Genomic DNA, 18,891 nt, shown 5'->3' on the forward strand with positions numbered 1-18,891 from the left:
TAATTGTGATTTGAAATGATACAACTAAGGAATTAGCAAAAAAACTAAATACTAATTTTGTTACAGGTTTAACTGAAGAAGCCGCAGCTCAATTGTTAATAGAAACAGGACCTAATCAATTACCAGTTACGAAAAAAAAGCCAATTTGAAAAATAGTTTTAGCACATTTTATTGAACCATTTGTTTTAGTATTAATTGCATTAGCAATTATTGCTACTGTTATTGGTCAATGACAAGAAGCATTAGTTGTTTTTTTAATTGTAATTGTTGATGCTACTTTGGCTACTTATCAAGAAGTAAAAGCTGCAGCTTCTTTGGACTCTTTAAAGAAATTAGTTTCTTCACAAGCAGTAGTAATTCGTAATGGTAATAAATACGATATTGATGCTAAAGATTTAGTGGTAGGTGATTTGGTTTATTTAGATGCGGGAATGTTTGTACCTGCTGATCTGCGTATTATTCAGTCTTATAATTTACGTACTAATGAATCACTTTTAACTGGTGAATCAACCTTAATTAGTAAAACTACTGAAGCATTAACTGAAGAAAAATTATCAATTGGTGAAAGAACTAATCTTGCTTTTATGTCTACTTCTATTGCTACAGGTAGTGGTCTTGGTTTAGTTTATGCAACAGCAAAAACTTCTGAAATTGGAAAAATAACTAAGTTATTACAAGAAGAAAAAGAACCTAAATCACCATTAACGCGACAAATGTCTTTTTTAATTAGAATAATTTCAGTTTTTGCTTTATTATTAGGTTTAGCTATGTTTTTACTACAATTTTTCTTAATTAAAGTACCTGCTATTAATGCTTTAATTTTTGGAATTGCTTTAACAATAGCAGTAATACCTGAAGGTTTGCAAGTTATTGTCACCGTTTCATTATCACTGGGAAGTTCAAGAATGGCAAAAAAACATGCTATTGTTAAACATTTACCTGCTGTTGAAACATTAGGTCAAGTTGATATTATTTGTTCTGATAAAACCGGAACTTTAACACAAAATAAAATGACTATTAAAAAATATTATTTAACAAAATCAGTTAATGATAGTAATGACTTTAAAAAGAAAACTAAACAAGAACAATTATTTTTAGATTGTTTAGTATTATGTAATAATAGTGAAGTTAGTAAAAATAAAACTATTGGTGATCCAACAGAAGCAGCACTTATTAATTGATCAGAAACATTAAAGTTTCCAACAAAGGCACTTAGTGATAAACATACTCGAGTTCATGAAATACCTTTTGATTCCAATCGTAAATTAATGTCAACAATTAATGAATATGATAAAGAAACTTATGTTTTTGTTAAAGGCGCGGTTGATAATATGATTAATATTTGTACTCATACGCTTATTAATAACGAAAGAGTAGTATTAACTGCACAAATTAAAAAAGAAATAATTGCAAGTATGGAAGAAATGTCAAATTCAGCATTACGTGTTTTAGGAGCAAGTTATAAAACTGTTAATAATACGAAAGATTATAGTAATATTAATGAAATTGAAAGTAATTTAACTTTTTTAGGATTAGTTGGAATGATTGATCCGCCAAGAAACGAAGTTAAAGATTCTTTAGTTAAAACTAAAAAAGCAGGTATTGATACAATTATGCTTACTGGTGATCATTTAAATACTGCTGTTGCTATTGGTCAAGAATTAGGTTTGATTGAAAATAAAACACAAGCACTTAGTGGTAATACAATTGATGATATTCCAGAAGAATCATTTAATGCTAATATTAATCAATATCGAGTTTTTGCTCGTGTTTCTCCTGAACATAAAGTTAAGATTGTTAAAGCATTACAGAGTCATAATAAGGTTGTTTCGATGACTGGTGATGGTGTTAATGATGCTCCTAGTTTAAAAGCAGCAGATATTGGAGTAGCGATGGGTATTACGGGAACCGATGTTGCTAAAGAATCTTCACAAATAGTATTAACTGATGATAATTTTGCTACTATTGTTGATGCTATTGAAGAAGGGCGTAATATTTACAGTAAAATTAAAAGAATTGTTATTTTTATTTTAATTACTAATATGGCCCAAGTATTTTCAATTGTTATTGGTGCTATTTTTGGATGAAATGAATTATTGCAACCAATTCAAATTTTATGAATTAATTTAATTGTTGAATCTGTTATTGCAATTCCAATGTCAATGGGACCTAATAACCCTGATTTAATGCTTAGAAAACCAACAAAACGGAATGATAGAATTCTTACTGGTAGTTGAGGATTTATTGGTATTGTTAGTATAATATTAAGTACCTTGTTACTATTAGCTTTTCATTTTTTACCTCAAATTTTACATGAAAATAATAGCGAAGGTTTTGTTTTTGTTATAATGACTAATGCTCCTTTTTTTTATGCATTTTCTTTTGTTTCAGGTGCTAATACAAGTATTTTTAATAAGATTACTTGAAAAAATAAATATATTTGAGTTGCGGCGATTAGTGCTTTTGCTATTAATACTTTTATTATTTTTACACCTGTTGTTAGCAATGCTTTTGGTATTGGTGCTGGTTTTCGTGCAGTTGATTGATTACTTTGTATTGCTTTATCAACAATACCAATGTGATTATTAGAAGTGTATAAAGGAATTAGACTTTTAGTTAATAAATTAATTAAAAAAGAACAAAATAAAGTAAAAGTTAAATAATATAGAATGGAAAATTAATAATGAGAATTATTCCGTATGAATTATTTAGTTATACACCAGATATGAGTTTAACTGCATTGCGTAAGGAATTACTAATGTATGATCATTGTTTAAATGCTAAATTGTAAAGGTAAGTGCAACTAAATTATTTTTCTATCCAAATATTCGATTGGTGAAAGATAATTTAGTATTTTTCTCGGTTTTTGATTTAAAGACAATATAAATTTATGAACTTCATTTTTATTAGTTTTTGAAAAAATAAATTTTTTAGGAAATTTTTCTCTAATTAAACCATTAGTATTTTCATTAGTACCTCTTTGTCAAGGTGAATATGGATTGGCAAAATAAATTTTTACATCTAAATTTTTTTCAAGTTGTTGTCAATTTGAAAATTCTTTGCCACGATCAAAAGTAATAGTTTTAACAATGTTTTTAGGAAGAATTGATAAATAATAACTGACATTTTTATTAATAACTTTAGTAGTTCTGTTTTTAACTAATATTGCTAAAGTAAATCGTGATACTCTTTCAACTAAAGTTATTAAACATGATTTGCTTTTACCTCGTGATGATACTATAGTATCTCCTTCTCAATGACCAAGTGTTATACGATCATTAACATTTATATCTCGTTCTTTAATTGATTTACCATTAAACTTGCCACGATTTTCTTTAGATTTTCGTTTTTTACCTTTTCTTCTTAAATTTTTACTAGTAACTTTATCAAGCATTCCAAAATAAATTCAAGTATAAATTGTTTTAAAACTAATAACTCATTCTTTATGAAAATTTTTAATTCTGCCATAAATTTGTTCAGGTGATCAACCTAATAGTAATTTTTGTTGTACATATTTTACTAAATTCTTATTTTTAAACTTATGAAAACTAATATGTGATTGTTTTCGATTTTCAGCTTTATTTTGTGCAATTAATGAAAAATAATGATTATTATCTTTATTTCTATTAATTTCTCGAATAATAGTACTAATACTTCGATTAAGATTTTTAGCTATTTCACTAATTTTAAATTTAAATTTCAATTGATTCTCAATATAAATTCTTTCATCTATGCCAAGATGTTTATAACTCATATAAAAACTCCTTACTTTTTTCTAAACTAAATTTAGCATTATGAAATTTTTATATGAGAATTTTTTGCAATTTTATTTACTTGCACTTACAAGTATAACTCAGCATAAACATCATAGTCATTACTTGTAATAGTTTTTAAACCTAACATTGTTACTAATTTTTCTTGTAATTTATTTAAAAATTCAGATTTTATATTTTTTTTAAATTTTAATATCCCTAAATCTATATTATTAGGAATTTTTGTTGAAATATCAATTTTTGTATCTTTTTTTGAGTCTGGTGTATCACAAGCAACTACAGTTAATGGTATTGGTGTTGATATTGCTAAAATTGATAATAATTTTAATAAATTTTTCATTTTATTTTTCTCCTTTAAATTCATTTACTTTCATATAAATTATATAAAATAGAACTTAAATACCATTATATAATATTATTCACGGCAATAAATAAGAATGACAAAAAATTTCTAAAATAAAATGTAAAAATAATTAGTAGTTTTAATGATAAAAGTTATCAAGGTTCAATAATTATTGATATAACTAAACAAACAAATATTTCAGATATTTATATGCAAAATTATTTTGCAGAGAAAACTAAACCAGTAACATCAAATAAACAGCAGGCAATTGCAAATGTTACAGATAGTTTAAAGAAAATTCAAAAAAATGAATATCTTACTAAGTCAATTAGAAGATATGTATAAAGAAAAAAATGATTTTAATCAAAGGATAATGATTATACATTAGGATTTGATAAAAGTCCTTTAATAAAAGGTATTATTGAAGGTAGAAATATATTAGCACATCAATTAATCTTTATTAGTCCATCTCAAAAAATTAGTTATTTTCCTCATTTAATTTCTATTATATATTTAGTTTTGTGATATCTTTATGAAATAGATTACTAAAAATATTTAATGTAATAATAGTTGGAAATTATACATCTTTGCCATTCTTAATTGCTTTAATATCTTTTTTTAACTGCTCTTTTAAAAATTTAATATCATTCTCACTATTTTTTACTTTTTTTAATGCTTCAATTTTAACTTTAGTATCTTTTTTTAATGCTTGAATCTTATCATTTTTTTCAGATCTAATTAACAATTTGGCTCCAACTTTCTTTGTTAAAATGTGTAAACCCTTAAAAGGGTATTTTTTTAATAAAAGTTTTTCATCTTCAATTAATTCTTGATTGCGAGAAGCAATAACAGTAGCTTGTAAACCACCAGAAATATTAACTGCAGTTCTGCCCATATCAAATAAACCATCTAAGGCACCAATAATACCATAAACAGCAGCATAATAGCTACCAAAACCAAGACCACCTAAAACACCAGCCGTTACAACAGCAGCAGTTCCTGGCACTCCCGCAATTCCTAATGAAGCAACTAGTGTTACAATTAAACCATTAATAAATAAAATAGCGATTGTTCAGTTGGGAAAATTACCAGGAAGGATAACACTAAATCATAAGAAAGATAAAATAATTCCAGCTTGTACTCCAGCACAGCCACTTAAACCTATTGTTGTTGAAAGTGGCATTACTGTATCACTACCCTCTTCTTTCACTTTTAAATCTTCTTTTAAGGTATTCATAGCAATTGGTAAAGCGGCATTAGAAGACTGAGTTGTAAAACCAGCAATAATTGGTTTCTGTGCTTTTACTAATCAACGATAAGGATTAATACCAAATAAATATAATGATAATAAATGTCATAAGAAAGTAATAAGTAGTGCTAAATAAGCAACCCCAATAATAATGCCAATATTAGCAAGTGCACCAATTGGTTGATTAATAATTGCTGTTGCTAGCATACTCATAACAGCAAATGGCATAATTTTAATAAACATCATTAATATTGAAATAATAATTTTTCACATTGTTTCTAAAGTGTTTCTTGCTTTGTCCATTCGTTCTTCATTATGCTTAGTTAGTTTTTTAATTGCAAATCCAATTAAAGCACCAAGTACAATAATTGGAATAATTAATGTTTGAGTAAAAACACCAATTAAGCTGCTAGGAACGTAACTAATGATAATTTCGGGAATTGTTTTGGCAGTAGTTTTATCGTAATTACCACCATCAGTTAAATTAAAACCTTGCCCAATTTTGAAAGCAATTCCTAGTCCAAAGGCAATAGTAAAAGCAATAGCCACATTTATTAATAAAATAGTAATACCAACTCCTGAAACTTTAGTTATTGTTTTTGAGTTACTATTTTTTTTACTAGTAATTCTAGCGATAGCTAAAAATACTAATGGAATAGTTAACATAGTAATACCAATAATAAAAATAGTTTTTAATAATTCAATTCAGTGTACAATTTCTGCAACTCAGGGTATATAGTCAGGATTAGGTTTTATTGGTGTTCCAGGTAAGTTAGGATAAGTAATGTTATGACTATTAAAACCAGTAATAGCTTGGATAGTAATACCAAAAATTAGTCCTAATCCCATTCCAGTAAAAATACGAATTGGAAATTTAGGTTTAGTTTTTTTAATAAAAATAGAAAGTGCTAGGATAATACTAAAAAAGACAATTATCCCGATTAGACTTTGTCAGTGTGAAATACCAACAAAGTCTCTTAATAAGTTAATATTGTTATTACTAAGAGTTGTCATAGTTGCTACCTCATTCTTTTTATTTTTTATAGGTTATGACGATGTTACTTTTCTGCTTGCTATATGAATAATATCACTAGTACGAGCAAAAGGAGGTGAATAAACTAAATCTAAATTTTGTAAATCACGGATGTCCATTTTATTTCAAATGGCAGTAGCAAGAGCATTAATTCTTAATGTGGCATGATTATAACCTGCCATTTGTGCTGCCAGTAATTGGAAATTTGTTTTATCATAAAATAGTTTTAAGTATAAAGGACGAGATTGTTTTAAGTATCTTGGTAGATCATAATCTTTAATATAAACACTACCAATTTTATTTTTATCAATCGTATCAAAACTACCAGTTTTTGTTATTTCTAAATTACCAACACGTAAAATACTTGACCCTAAAGTTCCTGGATATTTATGTTCTGGGTTTTTAATATTATCAGCAATAATACGTGCCATTTTATTAGCATTAGTTGCCAAGGGAACATATATTGATGATTTATCAAATTGACTATATATTTGTGCACAATCACCACCACTATACATATTTGAAAACTTTTTTGTAAGATTTTCTTTAGAAGGAATTTGACAGAATTCGTTAATAATAATTGCTTTATTTTTGTTTAATTCAATATTGCTATTTTGTAAAAATTCGTATTTGGTTCAAAACCAACTGCTAGTATTACTAAATCACAAGGTATTGTTTTTCCGTTTTTTTTATCATTTACACTTCTTAAACGCAAATCATTAACATTATTATGAGTCATCATTAGTTCTTCAACTTGATAGTTTAGTAAAATAGTGGCATTGTTTTTTGATTTAGTTTTATGATTAATATTTTTTTTGGTTAGTTCATCATAAATTAATTGACTAAATTCTTTATCAACAACGTCTGCCATTAATCGATCTTTCATTTCAACGATTGTGACATCTTTTTTTTGTTTTAAGCATGCTTCTGCCATTTCCATGCCAATAAATCCACCACCAATAATAACTATTTTTTTAGCATTTTTCATTGCTTTTTTTAGATTTATAGCATCTTCTTTAGTAAAAACATTATAAACATTATGTGGTAAAATACCATGACTAAAAGGTGGCGGAATTTTTGGTTTGGCTCCTGTTGCAATAACTAAGGCATGATAAGATACAACTTTTGCTTTAGTTTTATCGTCTATTGTTTTTTTGACATGAATTTCTTGTTTTGCTGTATCGACTTTAATAACATTTTGATTTAAATGAATTTTAATTTTATTTTTATTGCTAAATTGTAAAGGTAAGTGCAACTAAATTATTTTTCTATCCAAATATTCGATTGGTGAAAGATAATTTAGTATTTTTCTCGGTTTTTGATTTAAAGACAATATAAATTTATGAACTTCATTTTTATTAGTTTTTGAAAAAATAAATTTTTTAGGAAATTTTTCTCTAATTAAACCATTAGTATTTTCATTAGTACCTCTTTGTCAAGGTGAATATGGATTGGCAAAATAAATTTTTACATCTAAATTTTTTTCAAGTTGTTGTCAATTTGAAAATTCTTTGCCACGATCAAAAGTAATAGTTTTAACAATGTTTTTAGGAAGAATTGATAAATAATAACTGACATTTTTATTAATAACTTTAGTAGTTCTGTTTTTAACTAATATTGCTAAAGTAAATCGTGATACTCTTTCAACTAAAGTTATTAAACATGATTTGCTTTTACCTCGTGATGATACTATAGTATCTCCTTCTCAATGACCAAGTGTTATACGATCATTAACATTTATATCTCGTTCTTTAATTGATTTACCATTAAACTTGCCACGATTTTCTTTAGATTTTCGTTTTTTACCTTTTCTTCTTAAATTTTTACTAGTAACTTTATCAAGCATTCCAAAATAAATTCAAGTATAAATTGTTTTAAAACTAATAACTCATTCTTTATGAAAATTTTTAATTCTGCCATAAATTTGTTCAGGTGATCAACCTAATAGTAATTTTTGTTGTACATATTTTACTAAATTCTTATTTTTAAACTTATGAAAACTAATATGTGATTGTTTTCGATTTTCAGCTTTATTTTGTGCAATTAATGAAAAATAATGATTATTATCTTTATTTCTATTAATTTCTCGAATAATAGTACTAATACTTCGATTAAGATTTTTAGCTATTTCACTAATTTTAAATTTAAATTTCAATTGATTCTCAATATAAATTCTTTCATCTATGCCAAGATGTTTATAACTCATATAAAAACTCCTTACTTTTTTCTAAACTAAATTTAGCATTATGAAATTTTTATATGAGAATTTTTTGCAATTTTATTTACTTGCACTTACAAGTATAACTCAGCATTATTAGTTTTTTCTGAAAAATCTTTTTTTGTACGGTCATTTAAAAGTTTTTTATCTTTAAATTCATTAGCAATATAATAAGGAATACCACAAGCACCAAGTGAAATATAGTTTTTTTCTTGATAAACATGGATATCAAAGTTTTTATCACTATTTTTTTCACTACGTAATAATTTATTCGCAACTCCCATCCCAGTCGCACCAGCACCAATAATAATAACTTTAATTTTCATTTTTATCATCGCTCCACTCTCATTAATTATAATATATATTTAATAAAAAAATCAATTAATAGTGTTTATCTTAAGTATTGATTCATTTTTGAACAAATTCTAAAGTAGTGTCACTAATACCCTTATCAGTTACTAAATTATATTCATTAACAACTGTGTGGTCTAAATCACCAATTAAAAAACTTTGACCGTGGTTAGCATCAAGGATAGTGTATAATGAACTTTTTTTTGGTATTTCATAGCGAATTTTTTCTTGAAATAATTCGTTAGCATTAGTGTAGTTAATAAAGTGATCATTTTGACCATGAAGAAATAACATTGGCATATCAGGTATTAGTTTTAAATATTTAATTGGTTGTATTTCTTGTAAACCATCAACACCAAATGCTTTTTGTGCTTTTTTACGACTTAATTTCAGCATTAAATTAGTAGGTAAGAAAGCATAGTTGTATAGTTTTTCACTATAGGTACGATCTAAGCGACTAAATGTACAATCAGAAATAATGAATTTTACTTTTTGATTAATTTTATGTTTTGCATATAAATTGCTTCACATTACTACTGTTGCGCCACCTAATGAAAAACCATATAATCCTAAAGCAGTAGTTTCTTGTTTATATGTTTTACAACAGTATTCAATAATGTCTTGTAAATCTTGTGATTCTTTTAAACCAAAAGTTGTTGGTGATGCATCACTTTCACCATGGTTACGAGCATCATATCAAATAACATTGTAGCCAGCACGTAAAAAAATGAAAGCTTGTTTAAATATTCAAAATCTTGTATTAGTTATTCCGTGTAATAGAATTATTGTTTTATTATTATTTTCATTTTTAAGGGGACTTTTTAAAAGATTACCGTATAATGTTAAATTGTCAATTGATGTTTTAATTGAAAAAGGAATTATATTTTCATGTTTTTCTAGGTATTCTCAATATTCAAAATACATTGGCCATTTTGCTAATTCAATTTTAACTTTCGGTTGAAATTGTGAATTATATTGCAAGCATGCTTTAAACATTTCAATTGAATTTATATTAACTTTTTGTCTTAATTTTATTCTATTAATACTACTTTGTTTCATTGGTTTTCCTCACATTTTAGGTCATACATTTTAATAGTCGACATTATTTAGTATTGTTGGTTTTGGTTTACAACGAATATATTTTTTATAAGGTATAAATTTAATATATTTGTATTTGCTAACTACGTGTTGTCCATTATTTTTACTATTTCGTCGTAAACAGGGTTTTACTTTTTTGATTTTAAAAGTACCAAAATTAGGAATAGTAATTACTTTACCTAGTTGGTTAATATTTTTAATTTCTTCAATTACACAATTAAAAACTATTTCAATATCTTGAATGTTAAATTTAGTTTTATCTGATACTCTTGCAATTAATTCTTTTGCGTTCATAAAAATCAACCCTATCTGTTTGCCCATATCCTTCTAATATTATTTTATATTATTTTATTTATAAAATGTAATCTATAAATTTTTCGTACTTTGCTTGTTAATAATTTTATATATAAAAGGCATTTTACATATTTAATTTGAATAATTTTAACATTAAAAATAATAAGAATCAAAGATAAAAATTTCTTTATTATATTCAATAGTATAAATAAGTATATTCCTTAACTATAATTATAATTTCTATAAAATGTAATTACAAAAATAAAAGTGTTTGGCCATTGCTTTAGTTTTAAAGCAAGTGGTTTTTTTATTTTTGAAAGAAAAGAAAGAGAGGTTTAAAATTATTCTAGAGATAGCGACAACAAATGTTTCAATAAGTGATATTGAAAATAAGATTAGAAAATTTAAAGAAAATTTAGAAATTTTTAAAAAAGAATTCACATTTTTCATAAATGAAAGTGTTGAGGAACAACGTAATTATAAACAAAGATATCAAGATATTTTATCAGAAGAAGAATTAGAAAATAGTAAATATGAAAAGGATTTAGCTTATAAAGAAGATGATTTAAAAAACTTAAAAAGTCATATTGAACATTTAACAAAAAGTAGCACTAATAATCAACTTAGAAATCAAACATTGGATGAAAAAATAGCAAAAGATCAAAAAGAATTAAAAATAATAAGAAAAGAAATTAAAGCTTTGCAAAAAGATAAAGAAGAGTTTAAAGAAAAAATCACAAAGATAGATAAAGATACTTTTCAAGAAACTCAAAAAAATATTGAAGATTTCCAAGCTACTATGAGAACAAAAATAAAATATGTTGAAGTAGTATCAACCTTAATTGAAGTTAATTCAAGTGATGCAAACATACAAAAGCATTGAGATGCATTATGAATCGATTATAATAATAAAGTTAAAAATGCAAAAGAAAGAATTAAAATTTTAGAAACAAAAATTTCAAGTTATAAAAAACAAATTTTGGAAAATGAAAGTAGTATTAAAAGCCAAAAAAAAGAAATAATATTACTAACGGAAGAACAATTAAAGTTAGAAATTGATATAAAAAAAATTAAAGATAAAATTGAAAAAAATATAAAAGAAATAAGGGATAAATTAAGTGAAATTAATAATAAAATGAATAGTTGTTTTACTGAAAATAAATTGAATATAACCAAAAAGAGTAATGATATTATTAATTTATTTAATGAATTTAAAAATTTTAATGAAAAAATAAAAGAAGATTTTAAGTTTTTCATTACAATAAAAGAACAAATAGATAAATTTTTAGGTGAATATTTTTTTATTAAAAACTCTAAAATTGAAAATTCTATATCAATAGTTGCTGATTATGATGCTGCACTTAAAATTATTATCAAGAATTTCACTACTTTTTTTGGAGAAAATAAATATGGTGAACTTTTAAAAAGTATAAAACAGTTTAATAACTATAAAGAAAGTAATGCTCAACAAGAATTACAACCATCAACTTCTAGTGATATCACTATTGATATCAATAATGAAAATAATGGTAAATGCAAATTATTTGATTTTGAAGAATTAAAATTAGAATCAGGATCAATAGTAAAAATGACTCTTAATTATTATAATTTTTTACAAGAATATAAAGGTCCATATTCTTATTTAATTTTTATTAAAGATGATAGTTTAAATGAAGGGAAGAATCAAAAAATAGCAAAAAACCTTTATTTTAATCCATTACTATTATTTGAAGATTGTAATGAAGAAGAAAAAATAATTTTTAAAAAATTACAAAATAAAATAGCAAAAAATAATAAAAAGAACTTTCTTTTTAATGAAAACAAAAAATTTGCTTTATTATGTATTAGTGAAAATGATAGTTCTCAAAATCTTTTGTTTTTAATTGATTTTACAACATTAATTAAAATTCCTAAAAAGTTTATTCCATTAATGTATGATTATCAAAAAAAATATAATTTAAATCAAAAAATATCTAAAAAAATAATTAATAATTTTGAACAAAAAAATAAAAAAGATTATAAATTTATGTTTATAAAAGTTAGAGTACAAAACAATAATATTAAAAATTATATTAAAAATTTAGATTTATTATATGAAAAAATTTATCAACAAAAAGATCAATTACAAGAGTTAAAACATTTATTTTTTGAATTTAATGAATTTCTTGATTTAAATAAAAAACAGCAAAGTATAAAAATAAGTGATTATGAAACTCAACAAACTAGCGAATTTCTTAAAGAAAATGATTTTGTATATAAAATGGTAAAAGAAATATCTAATATTTTAGATATAACATTAAATTTGATAAATTCAGAATGTTTGATAGGAAATTCTAATAATGTATTACAAATAGCAGATGTTGAATCAATAAATCAAGAATTATCAGTTGGTTTAGTACTTTCTGAACAAAAGATAGTATTTACAAATAATATATAATCAAAAGTTTTAAACTTATAAATAATGCATATTTTCCAGATAATTAAATTATCTGGAATTTAAAATATTATTTACTTATTTTGTAATTTTTTATTTTATGATTTGAATTTATAATTTACAAATTTTGTAAAATTAACAAAGAAAGATGTTTAATAATTAAGTTTTTTATATAAATTTTGAAATACTTCTATTTTTAACATTGATTTCTTCTCATGATTTTTCATCATTAATATATTTTTTAAATAAAATTTCTGATCATAATGGTGTAAATGATGCAATTTGTCATTCTGTGAGTGCTTTAATTTGTTGTTCTGTGAATCATGGAATTTGTTTTTCTGTAAATGATGGAGTTTGTTGTTTGCTAAAGTGTTGTATTTGTCATTCTTCAAAATATGGAATTTGCTTTATTGTAAATCATGGAATTTGTTTTTCTGTAAATGACTGAATTTGTGATCAATGAAATGCTTGAATTTGTCATTCTTGAAATTCTTCAATTTGTCATTTTCTAAATTCTGGTATTTGTGTTGTTGTATTGAAAGTTTGAATCTGTTTTTCTGTAAAAAATGGAACTTGTTCTTCTGTAAATGATGCAATTTGTTGTTCTGTGAATGCTTTAATTTGTCGTTCTGTTAGTGCTTGTATTTGTGATCATTTCAATGCTGGTATTTGTCGTTCTGTGAGTGTTGGTATTTGTCATCATGTAAATGATGCAATTTGTTTTTGTGCAAAGTGTGAAATTTGTAATTTTGTAAACACCGGAATTTGTCATTTTGTAAAATGTGGAATTTGTTTTATTGTAAATCAGGTAATCTGTGTTGAGGTAAATGTTTCAATTTGTTGTTTGCTAAAGTATGGAATTTGTGTTGTTTCATTGAATGCTCGAATTTCTTTTTTAGTTAATTTTAAAATATTTAAAATATCATTTCCATTAATTGTGATTGGTTCAGGAACAAAATCCATTACTTTATCATTGTCTTTTCTTTCAAATATTATTAGTTTTCTTTTTTTTAAACTTTTTTCTTCAATATTTCCTTTGTCTGATTTAGAAATTCCTGACTCTTTATTTGAATCTTCACTATTTTTTCTTGTAATTTTTCTAGGACTTTTCCTTATTTTTTTTTATTTTTCCTTTACTAGCATTTTTGGTAATCGTTGTTTTATTTTTTACTTTAATATTTATTTTTCCTTTTGCTCTCTTATTTCTATTGAGTAAAATTAGTTCTTTTGTTATTGTTTCTAGTTCTATTTGATTGTATATTAAATTTTTTATTGATGTTATGTCAAATGTATTGTTACAATCTATTTCATTATCAGTTGACATAGTATTAGTATATTGCACTTTATTGTTAAAAAATGGTCCGATTAATATTCATAATTTAAATAAATAATTTGGATTAAAATATTTCATAATTTTTGCCCTCCTTTGAAAGTAAATATTTTTTTATTTACTTTCAAAACAAAACAATTTTTAAATTTTATTATTTTAAAATAAAAATATGATTGAATTAGTTCTCTTTTATTATTAGATTATCAATTTAAGAAAACTTGAAATAGCGCCGTCAAGAAAGATGGACATTCAAAGTGAAATTTTATTAAATTTTATAAATAATATTTGTAAATGTTAAATTGATAGTTATCAAGTTATTATTTAGTTTGCGATGAGTTTAATATTTGATTAATTTTTTAAAATGCTGAGTTATACTTGTAAGTGCAAGTAAATAAAATTGCAAAAAATTCTCATATAAAAATTTCATAATGCTAAATTTAGTTTAGAAAAAAGTAAGGAGTTTTTATATGAGTTATAAACATCTTGGCATAGATGAAAGAATTTATATTGAGAATTTTTTGCAATTTTATTTACTTGCACTTACAAGTATAACTCAGCATTTTAATTATGGAGAAAAATATGAATAAGGATATGTATTTAATTAGAGCAGTAGAAATGGCAACAATTGCTGCTTATAAATTTATTGGTCGTAAAAATAAGAATGCTGTTGACTTTGCTGCTGTTGAAGCAATGACAATTATGTTAGATAATGCCCCTATTAAATGTCGTATTATCGTTGGTGAAGGTGAGTTAGATCAAGCACCAATGTTATTTGTTAATCAAGAGTTAGGAAAAGGAAAAACTTTAACTTATGATTTAGCAGTTGATCCAGTAGAAGGTACTTATCCTGCTGCTTATAATATTGCTGGTAGTATTGCTTGTTTAGCAGCAGCAGCACCTAATACTATTTTAAAGTTACCAGAAATGTATATGGAAAAATTATTTGTTGGACCCGATTTAGAAGATGCTATTAACAATGAAGATGATTTTATTACTAATATTAAAACTATGCAAAAGATGAAAAAACATAATGATTTAATTGGTATTATTTTAGATAAACCAAGACATCAAAAAATAATTGAAAAGTTGCATGATTTAGGTATTATTGTTCGTTTAATTGGTGATGGTGATGTGCTTGCTGCTATTGATGTTATTAATAAGGAAGCAGATTTTGTTTATGGTATTGGTGGTGCTCCTGAAGGAGCATTAGCATTAAGTGCTGGTGGCAATATTAAAACTAAGTTAATTTCTTATCAAACAATATGACCCACTGATGAAGATACTAAAATTCGTATTAATATTGAAGATATTGCTATTAAAAAATATAAATTATCATATAATAAATATTATTTTGCTAAAGATTTAGTAAAAGATGAAAATGTCCGTTTTGTTGCAATGGGTTTAACAGCTGGTGGAAGTTTAAAAGCAATTAAATATTATTATGGTACATATTATTTAAATACTTTTTTTGTTTCACATGGTGTTGTTAGAAATATGGAAGTTACTTATAGTGTTAGTCAGGTTAATAAACTATTGCCAAGTGTTGAAAAAATTATGAAAATATATAATAAGTATGTTTAAAAATATTTAAAGGAGAAAATTATGAATGATATTGATCGTTTACCTGCTATCCCAGTTTTAGAAAGTCAACGTTTAAAACTACGACCTATTACTTTAAATGATGCACAAGCATTATTTAATTATGCAAAGAATGAAAATATGACAAAATATGTACCGTGAAAAGCTCATAAAAGTATTAATGATAGTATTGGTTTTATTAATTCTTTATTACAAGAATATAAACAATTAAGTTCTTTAATGTGAGCAGTGCAATTAAAAGATGATGAAACCAATACGATGATCGGTACTTGTGGTTTTATTAGATATTTTGCTCATACTAAATGTTTGGAAATAGGTTATGCTTTTAATCCAAAAGAGTGGGGTAAAGGTTATGCCAAAGAGGCATTGTTGACTGCTATTAAGTATGGATTTGAAAATACTAATAGTATTAGAATTGAAGGTAGTTGTGTTAAAGAGAATATTGCTTCAGCGAAAACGATGGAAAGTGTTGGCATGAAGTTTGAAGGAATTTCTCGTAGTAATTTTATTAAAGATGGTAAAGTTAGTGATTGTAAAATATTTAGTATTATTCGTAGTGAGTATTTTAAAAAATAAAGTTTTTTTAAAAAAAGTAGGATTATAGTTTAAAAGTTTTAACCCTCTAGTAGTTAATTTATTTTCTAACGTTTTTTCAACTAAAAATAAAATTAATTTATTCATTTTATCTTCTTATAATTTATATTCTATAATAAAATCTTCATAATTATATTCAATTTCTAAATATTTATTTAATGTAACTTTATTAATTTTTAGCATACTTCTTAAGTATATTTGTTAAAATAAATATAAGTATGAAGATTTAGTTTAGAATAAGGTGAATATTTTGGAACAAAAATTTACAATAGTTGAAAAAAAATATAATGATTTAAGAATGTTGCCTGTAAACCCTAGAATTCCAGATCTTAATATTAAATTAGATAAAATATATTATGATAACTATTCAATTTTTGTTGAAATTAAAAAAATATTAAATTTAGAAAGAAAAAACTTAGAAGTTTTATATGAATTAATTTCATCTTTATCTGATAGATTTACAGCTTCTAATGATAATATTCATATTATTTCCGATGATAAAGAACAAAATTTCTATGTATTAGAAGGTAACAGAAGATTGATGTGCATGTATTTATTAGAAGAATTTTCTTTCAATAATTCTGAATGAAAAGAAATTAATGATTATATAGTTAATGAATTAGGAAAAGAAAATTCAGCATTGAAAGACAATTGAAAAAAAATTTTAATTTGTATAAATGATTATCAAAAACTAAATGTTCATTATTTTAATAACATTTCTATTACATTAGTTAATAGAAAATTATCTACAGAAGAAGAATTATGACAAATAGTAAATAATAGACATACTGCAGGTAGTACAGGAAAAAGTGCATTTCCTAGACTTCTTTATTTAAGAAGATTAGGTAAAGAATTTTCTGATTTATATAAAAAAAGTAAAGAAATTAATTTTCAAAATAAGGATATTAGGCAGATTAAAAAAGAAATTTTAAAGAAAATTCATTTTAAATATGATAGAACTATTGAAAATTTAAGTAATGATATTAATAAATCTTTATGGTGTACTTGAGTTATTTCAAAATATAAACAAATTAATTAAAAAGAACAGAATAAATTCTCTTTATGGAATATTAAATAAATTATTTGATACGTCTAAAACAGGATTACAATTTAGTAAATATTTTGAATTATTTATTCAAGATTTACTTGAGATGAAAAAAATAGATGAAAATACTAAAAATGATATTATTTCAAATAAATCTTCTATTAAGGAATTAGTTACTGCGAAATATCAAAATTCTCCTAGAAGTATATTTAATGATACAATTCATAATATATATAATATATTTGAAAGTGAAAAAATTTTAAATTTATGAGTAGAAAATATAAAAAATTATATTCATTTTTATAATTGATTTTTAACTAAAATAGGTTGACTTCAAGAAAAAAAATAACAAAATATGAAAGTAGGTGAACAGATGGAATTTAATTCAAACATAGTAATATATGAAAAATAAATTAATAATATCAAATTAGAATTACCAAAAGAAAAAACATGAAAAAACTTTAGTCGTGTTTGAGGTGATTCTATGCATAGAATTTGTTCTTATGTGGCTATGTTTTCACCAAGTTTAGCCGATTATTTTATTCAAAAGTATTCAGAAGAAAATGACATTGTATTAGATACTTTTTCTGGTAGAGGAACAACTCTTTTACAATCACGTTTATTGAATAGAGAAACTTATGCAATAGATTTAAATCCATTTGCTTATGTACTTTCTCGTGCAAAATCTCAAAGTTTTAAACTTAATGAAGTATTAATTAGAATTAAATATTGAGAAGAAAAATATTGCAAAGATAAAAAAATATATTTCAGCAATTGATAATTTTATTTTAGCTATAACATTAGGATTAATGCATGGTCCAATGAAGAAAAATGGTGAATCAATATATTTTTCCTTAGGTATGAGTAATCACACTTCAATGTCAGTTAACTATGTTAGAAAATATGCATTGAAACATAATCTTAAAAAACCAGAAGATAATATTTTTGAAAAAATAAGTAATCGTGTAAAACGTGTATTATCAAAAGCTCATTATTGTAATAAAATTGCTAATGTGAAGTTGGGTAATGCTTTAAAAATAAAGGATTATTTTGATATTAAACCTAAATTAATTTTTACATCACCACCATATTTAAATTTAATTAATTATACAAGACAAAATTGGCTTAAGATGTGAATATTAGGATTTGATACTAATAAAGATAATAAAAACATTAAGTTAGATGATAGACATGATTTAGAAACGTATAAAATTTTTATGAAAGAGTATTTATTACAAATTTCAAAAATATGTAATAAAGATACTTCAGTTATTTTAGTAGTTGGTGATGCAAATAATAGAAAAGTATGTAATTATTTTGATATTATGTGGGATAGTATTAAAATTGAAATTCCATTAAGATTAGAAGAAACTTATGAAGATTCAATAATTCAAAAGAAAAAAGCTACTAATTCTCTTGGAAGCAAAGCTGGTAAAGCAACAAGAATTGATAAAATATATGTTTTTAAATTAAAATAAATAAAAATTAATTAACAGTAACTTTGTGTTACTGTTTTTTTATAAAAGAAAT

20 protein-coding genes are annotated in these 18,891 nt (G+C 24.0%); 9 read left to right on the top strand and 11 right to left on the bottom strand.

The features are described 5' to 3' along the window. The first annotated feature begins 5 nt into the window (after positions 1-5). Positions 6-2,663, top strand: coding sequence for a cation-translocating P-type ATPase (locus AACL03_RS03710; RefSeq protein ID WP_339039369.1), 2,658 nt, complete (start codon positions 6-8; stop codon positions 2,661-2,663). Positions 2,664-2,803: 140 nt separating this feature from the next. Here the strand turns inward: AACL03_RS03710 and AACL03_RS03715 are convergent, their stop codons facing one another. Together AACL03_RS03715 and AACL03_RS03720 are read right to left on the bottom strand one after the other, a co-directional pair. Next, entirely contained in the window at positions 2,804-3,754 is a 951-nt protein-coding gene (locus AACL03_RS03715) for an IS30 family transposase (RefSeq protein WP_339038665.1), read from the bottom strand. A gap of 86 nt (positions 3,755-3,840) precedes the next feature. Continuing rightward, complete coding sequence (locus AACL03_RS03720) at positions 3,841-4,113, bottom strand: hypothetical protein (RefSeq protein WP_339039371.1); 273 nt, start codon at positions 4,111-4,113, stop codon at positions 3,841-3,843. A 213-nt stretch (positions 4,114-4,326) separates the two neighbouring features. On the opposite strand from AACL03_RS03720, the gene AACL03_RS03725 reads away from it, so the two are divergent. Then, positions 4,327-4,461 (top strand): hypothetical protein, encoded by a 135-nt coding sequence (locus AACL03_RS03725; RefSeq protein WP_338958697.1) that lies wholly within the window; start codon positions 4,327-4,329, stop codon positions 4,459-4,461. A gap of 232 nt (positions 4,462-4,693) precedes the next feature. Here the strand turns inward: AACL03_RS03725 and AACL03_RS03730 are convergent, their stop codons facing one another. From AACL03_RS03730 to AACL03_RS03760, 7 genes are all read right to left on the bottom strand, one after another. Next, positions 4,694-6,379, bottom strand: coding sequence for a dicarboxylate/amino acid:cation symporter (locus tag AACL03_RS03730; RefSeq protein WP_339039373.1), 1,686 nt, complete (start codon positions 6,377-6,379; stop codon positions 4,694-4,696). 33 nt (positions 6,380-6,412) lie between these two features. After that, on the bottom strand, positions 6,413-6,916 hold the full coding sequence (locus tag AACL03_RS03735) for a hypothetical protein (RefSeq protein WP_339039375.1): 504 nt from the start codon (positions 6,914-6,916) through the stop codon (positions 6,413-6,415). A 77-nt stretch (positions 6,917-6,993) separates the two neighbouring features. Then, positions 6,994-7,653, bottom strand: a complete 660-nt coding sequence (locus tag AACL03_RS03740) for an FAD/NAD(P)-binding oxidoreductase (RefSeq protein WP_339039377.1) — start codon at positions 7,651-7,653, stop codon at positions 6,994-6,996. Then, complete coding sequence (locus AACL03_RS03745; protein WP_339038665.1) at positions 7,654-8,604, bottom strand: IS30 family transposase; 951 nt, start codon at positions 8,602-8,604, stop codon at positions 7,654-7,656. It lies immediately after the preceding gene. Positions 8,605-8,690: 86 nt separating this feature from the next. Continuing rightward, entirely contained in the window at positions 8,691-8,942 is a 252-nt protein-coding gene (locus AACL03_RS03750; protein WP_339039379.1) for an FAD/NAD(P)-binding protein, read from the bottom strand. Between the two features lie 70 nt (positions 8,943-9,012). Further along, positions 9,013-10,026, bottom strand: a complete 1,014-nt coding sequence (locus AACL03_RS03755) for an alpha/beta hydrolase (protein WP_338958708.1) — start codon at positions 10,024-10,026, stop codon at positions 9,013-9,015. A 30-nt stretch (positions 10,027-10,056) separates the two neighbouring features. Next, complete coding sequence (locus AACL03_RS03760; RefSeq protein ID WP_339039381.1) at positions 10,057-10,359, bottom strand: HU family DNA-binding protein; 303 nt, start codon at positions 10,357-10,359, stop codon at positions 10,057-10,059. 313 nt (positions 10,360-10,672) lie between these two features. On the opposite strand from AACL03_RS03760, the gene AACL03_RS03765 reads away from it, so the two are divergent. Beyond that, the gene (locus tag AACL03_RS03765) at positions 10,673-12,796 is read left to right on the top strand and encodes a hypothetical protein (RefSeq protein WP_339039383.1); all 2,124 of its coding nucleotides are present in this window, start codon (positions 10,673-10,675) and stop codon (positions 12,794-12,796) included. Between the two features lie 165 nt (positions 12,797-12,961). On the opposite strand, the gene AACL03_RS03770 is transcribed toward AACL03_RS03765, so the two are convergent. Then, positions 12,962-13,756, bottom strand: coding sequence for a hypothetical protein (locus AACL03_RS03770; RefSeq protein ID WP_339039385.1), 795 nt, complete (start codon positions 13,754-13,756; stop codon positions 12,962-12,964). A gap of 136 nt (positions 13,757-13,892) precedes the next feature. After that, positions 13,893-14,204 carry a hypothetical protein gene (locus AACL03_RS03775; protein WP_339039386.1) on the bottom strand — a complete coding sequence of 104 codons (312 nt, stop codon included), beginning with the start codon at positions 14,202-14,204 and terminating at the stop codon, positions 13,893-13,895. Between the two features lie 498 nt (positions 14,205-14,702). Here AACL03_RS03775 and AACL03_RS03780 point away from each other — a divergent pair, with 498 nt between their 5' ends. From AACL03_RS03780 to AACL03_RS03805, 6 genes are all read left to right on the top strand, one after another. Next, on the top strand, positions 14,703-15,704 hold the full coding sequence (locus tag AACL03_RS03780) for a fructose-bisphosphatase class II (RefSeq protein ID WP_339039387.1): 1,002 nt from the start codon (positions 14,703-14,705) through the stop codon (positions 15,702-15,704). 21 nt (positions 15,705-15,725) lie between these two features. Further along, positions 15,726-16,298, top strand: a complete 573-nt coding sequence (locus AACL03_RS03785; protein WP_339039388.1) for a GNAT family N-acetyltransferase — start codon at positions 15,726-15,728, stop codon at positions 16,296-16,298. Positions 16,299-16,566: 268 nt separating this feature from the next. Next, positions 16,567-17,355 carry a hypothetical protein gene (locus AACL03_RS03790; RefSeq protein ID WP_339039389.1) on the top strand — a complete coding sequence of 263 codons (789 nt, stop codon included), beginning with the start codon at positions 16,567-16,569 and terminating at the stop codon, positions 17,353-17,355. Between the two features lie 112 nt (positions 17,356-17,467). Then, complete coding sequence (locus AACL03_RS03795) at positions 17,468-17,710, top strand: hypothetical protein (protein WP_339039390.1); 243 nt, start codon at positions 17,468-17,470, stop codon at positions 17,708-17,710. A 135-nt stretch (positions 17,711-17,845) separates the two neighbouring features. Beyond that, positions 17,846-18,142, top strand: a complete 297-nt coding sequence (locus AACL03_RS03800) for a DNA methyltransferase (RefSeq protein ID WP_339039392.1) — start codon at positions 17,846-17,848, stop codon at positions 18,140-18,142. A gap of 40 nt (positions 18,143-18,182) precedes the next feature. Then, the gene (locus AACL03_RS03805; protein WP_338976099.1) at positions 18,183-18,839 is read left to right on the top strand and encodes a hypothetical protein; all 657 of its coding nucleotides are present in this window, start codon (positions 18,183-18,185) and stop codon (positions 18,837-18,839) included. The last annotated feature ends 52 nt before the right edge of the window (positions 18,840-18,891 follow it).

This window comes from Spiroplasma endosymbiont of Andrena trimmerana, from assembly GCF_964019575.1.
Classification (GTDB): domain Bacteria; phylum Bacillota_I; class Bacilli_A; order Mycoplasmatales; family VBWQ01; genus Spiroplasma_E.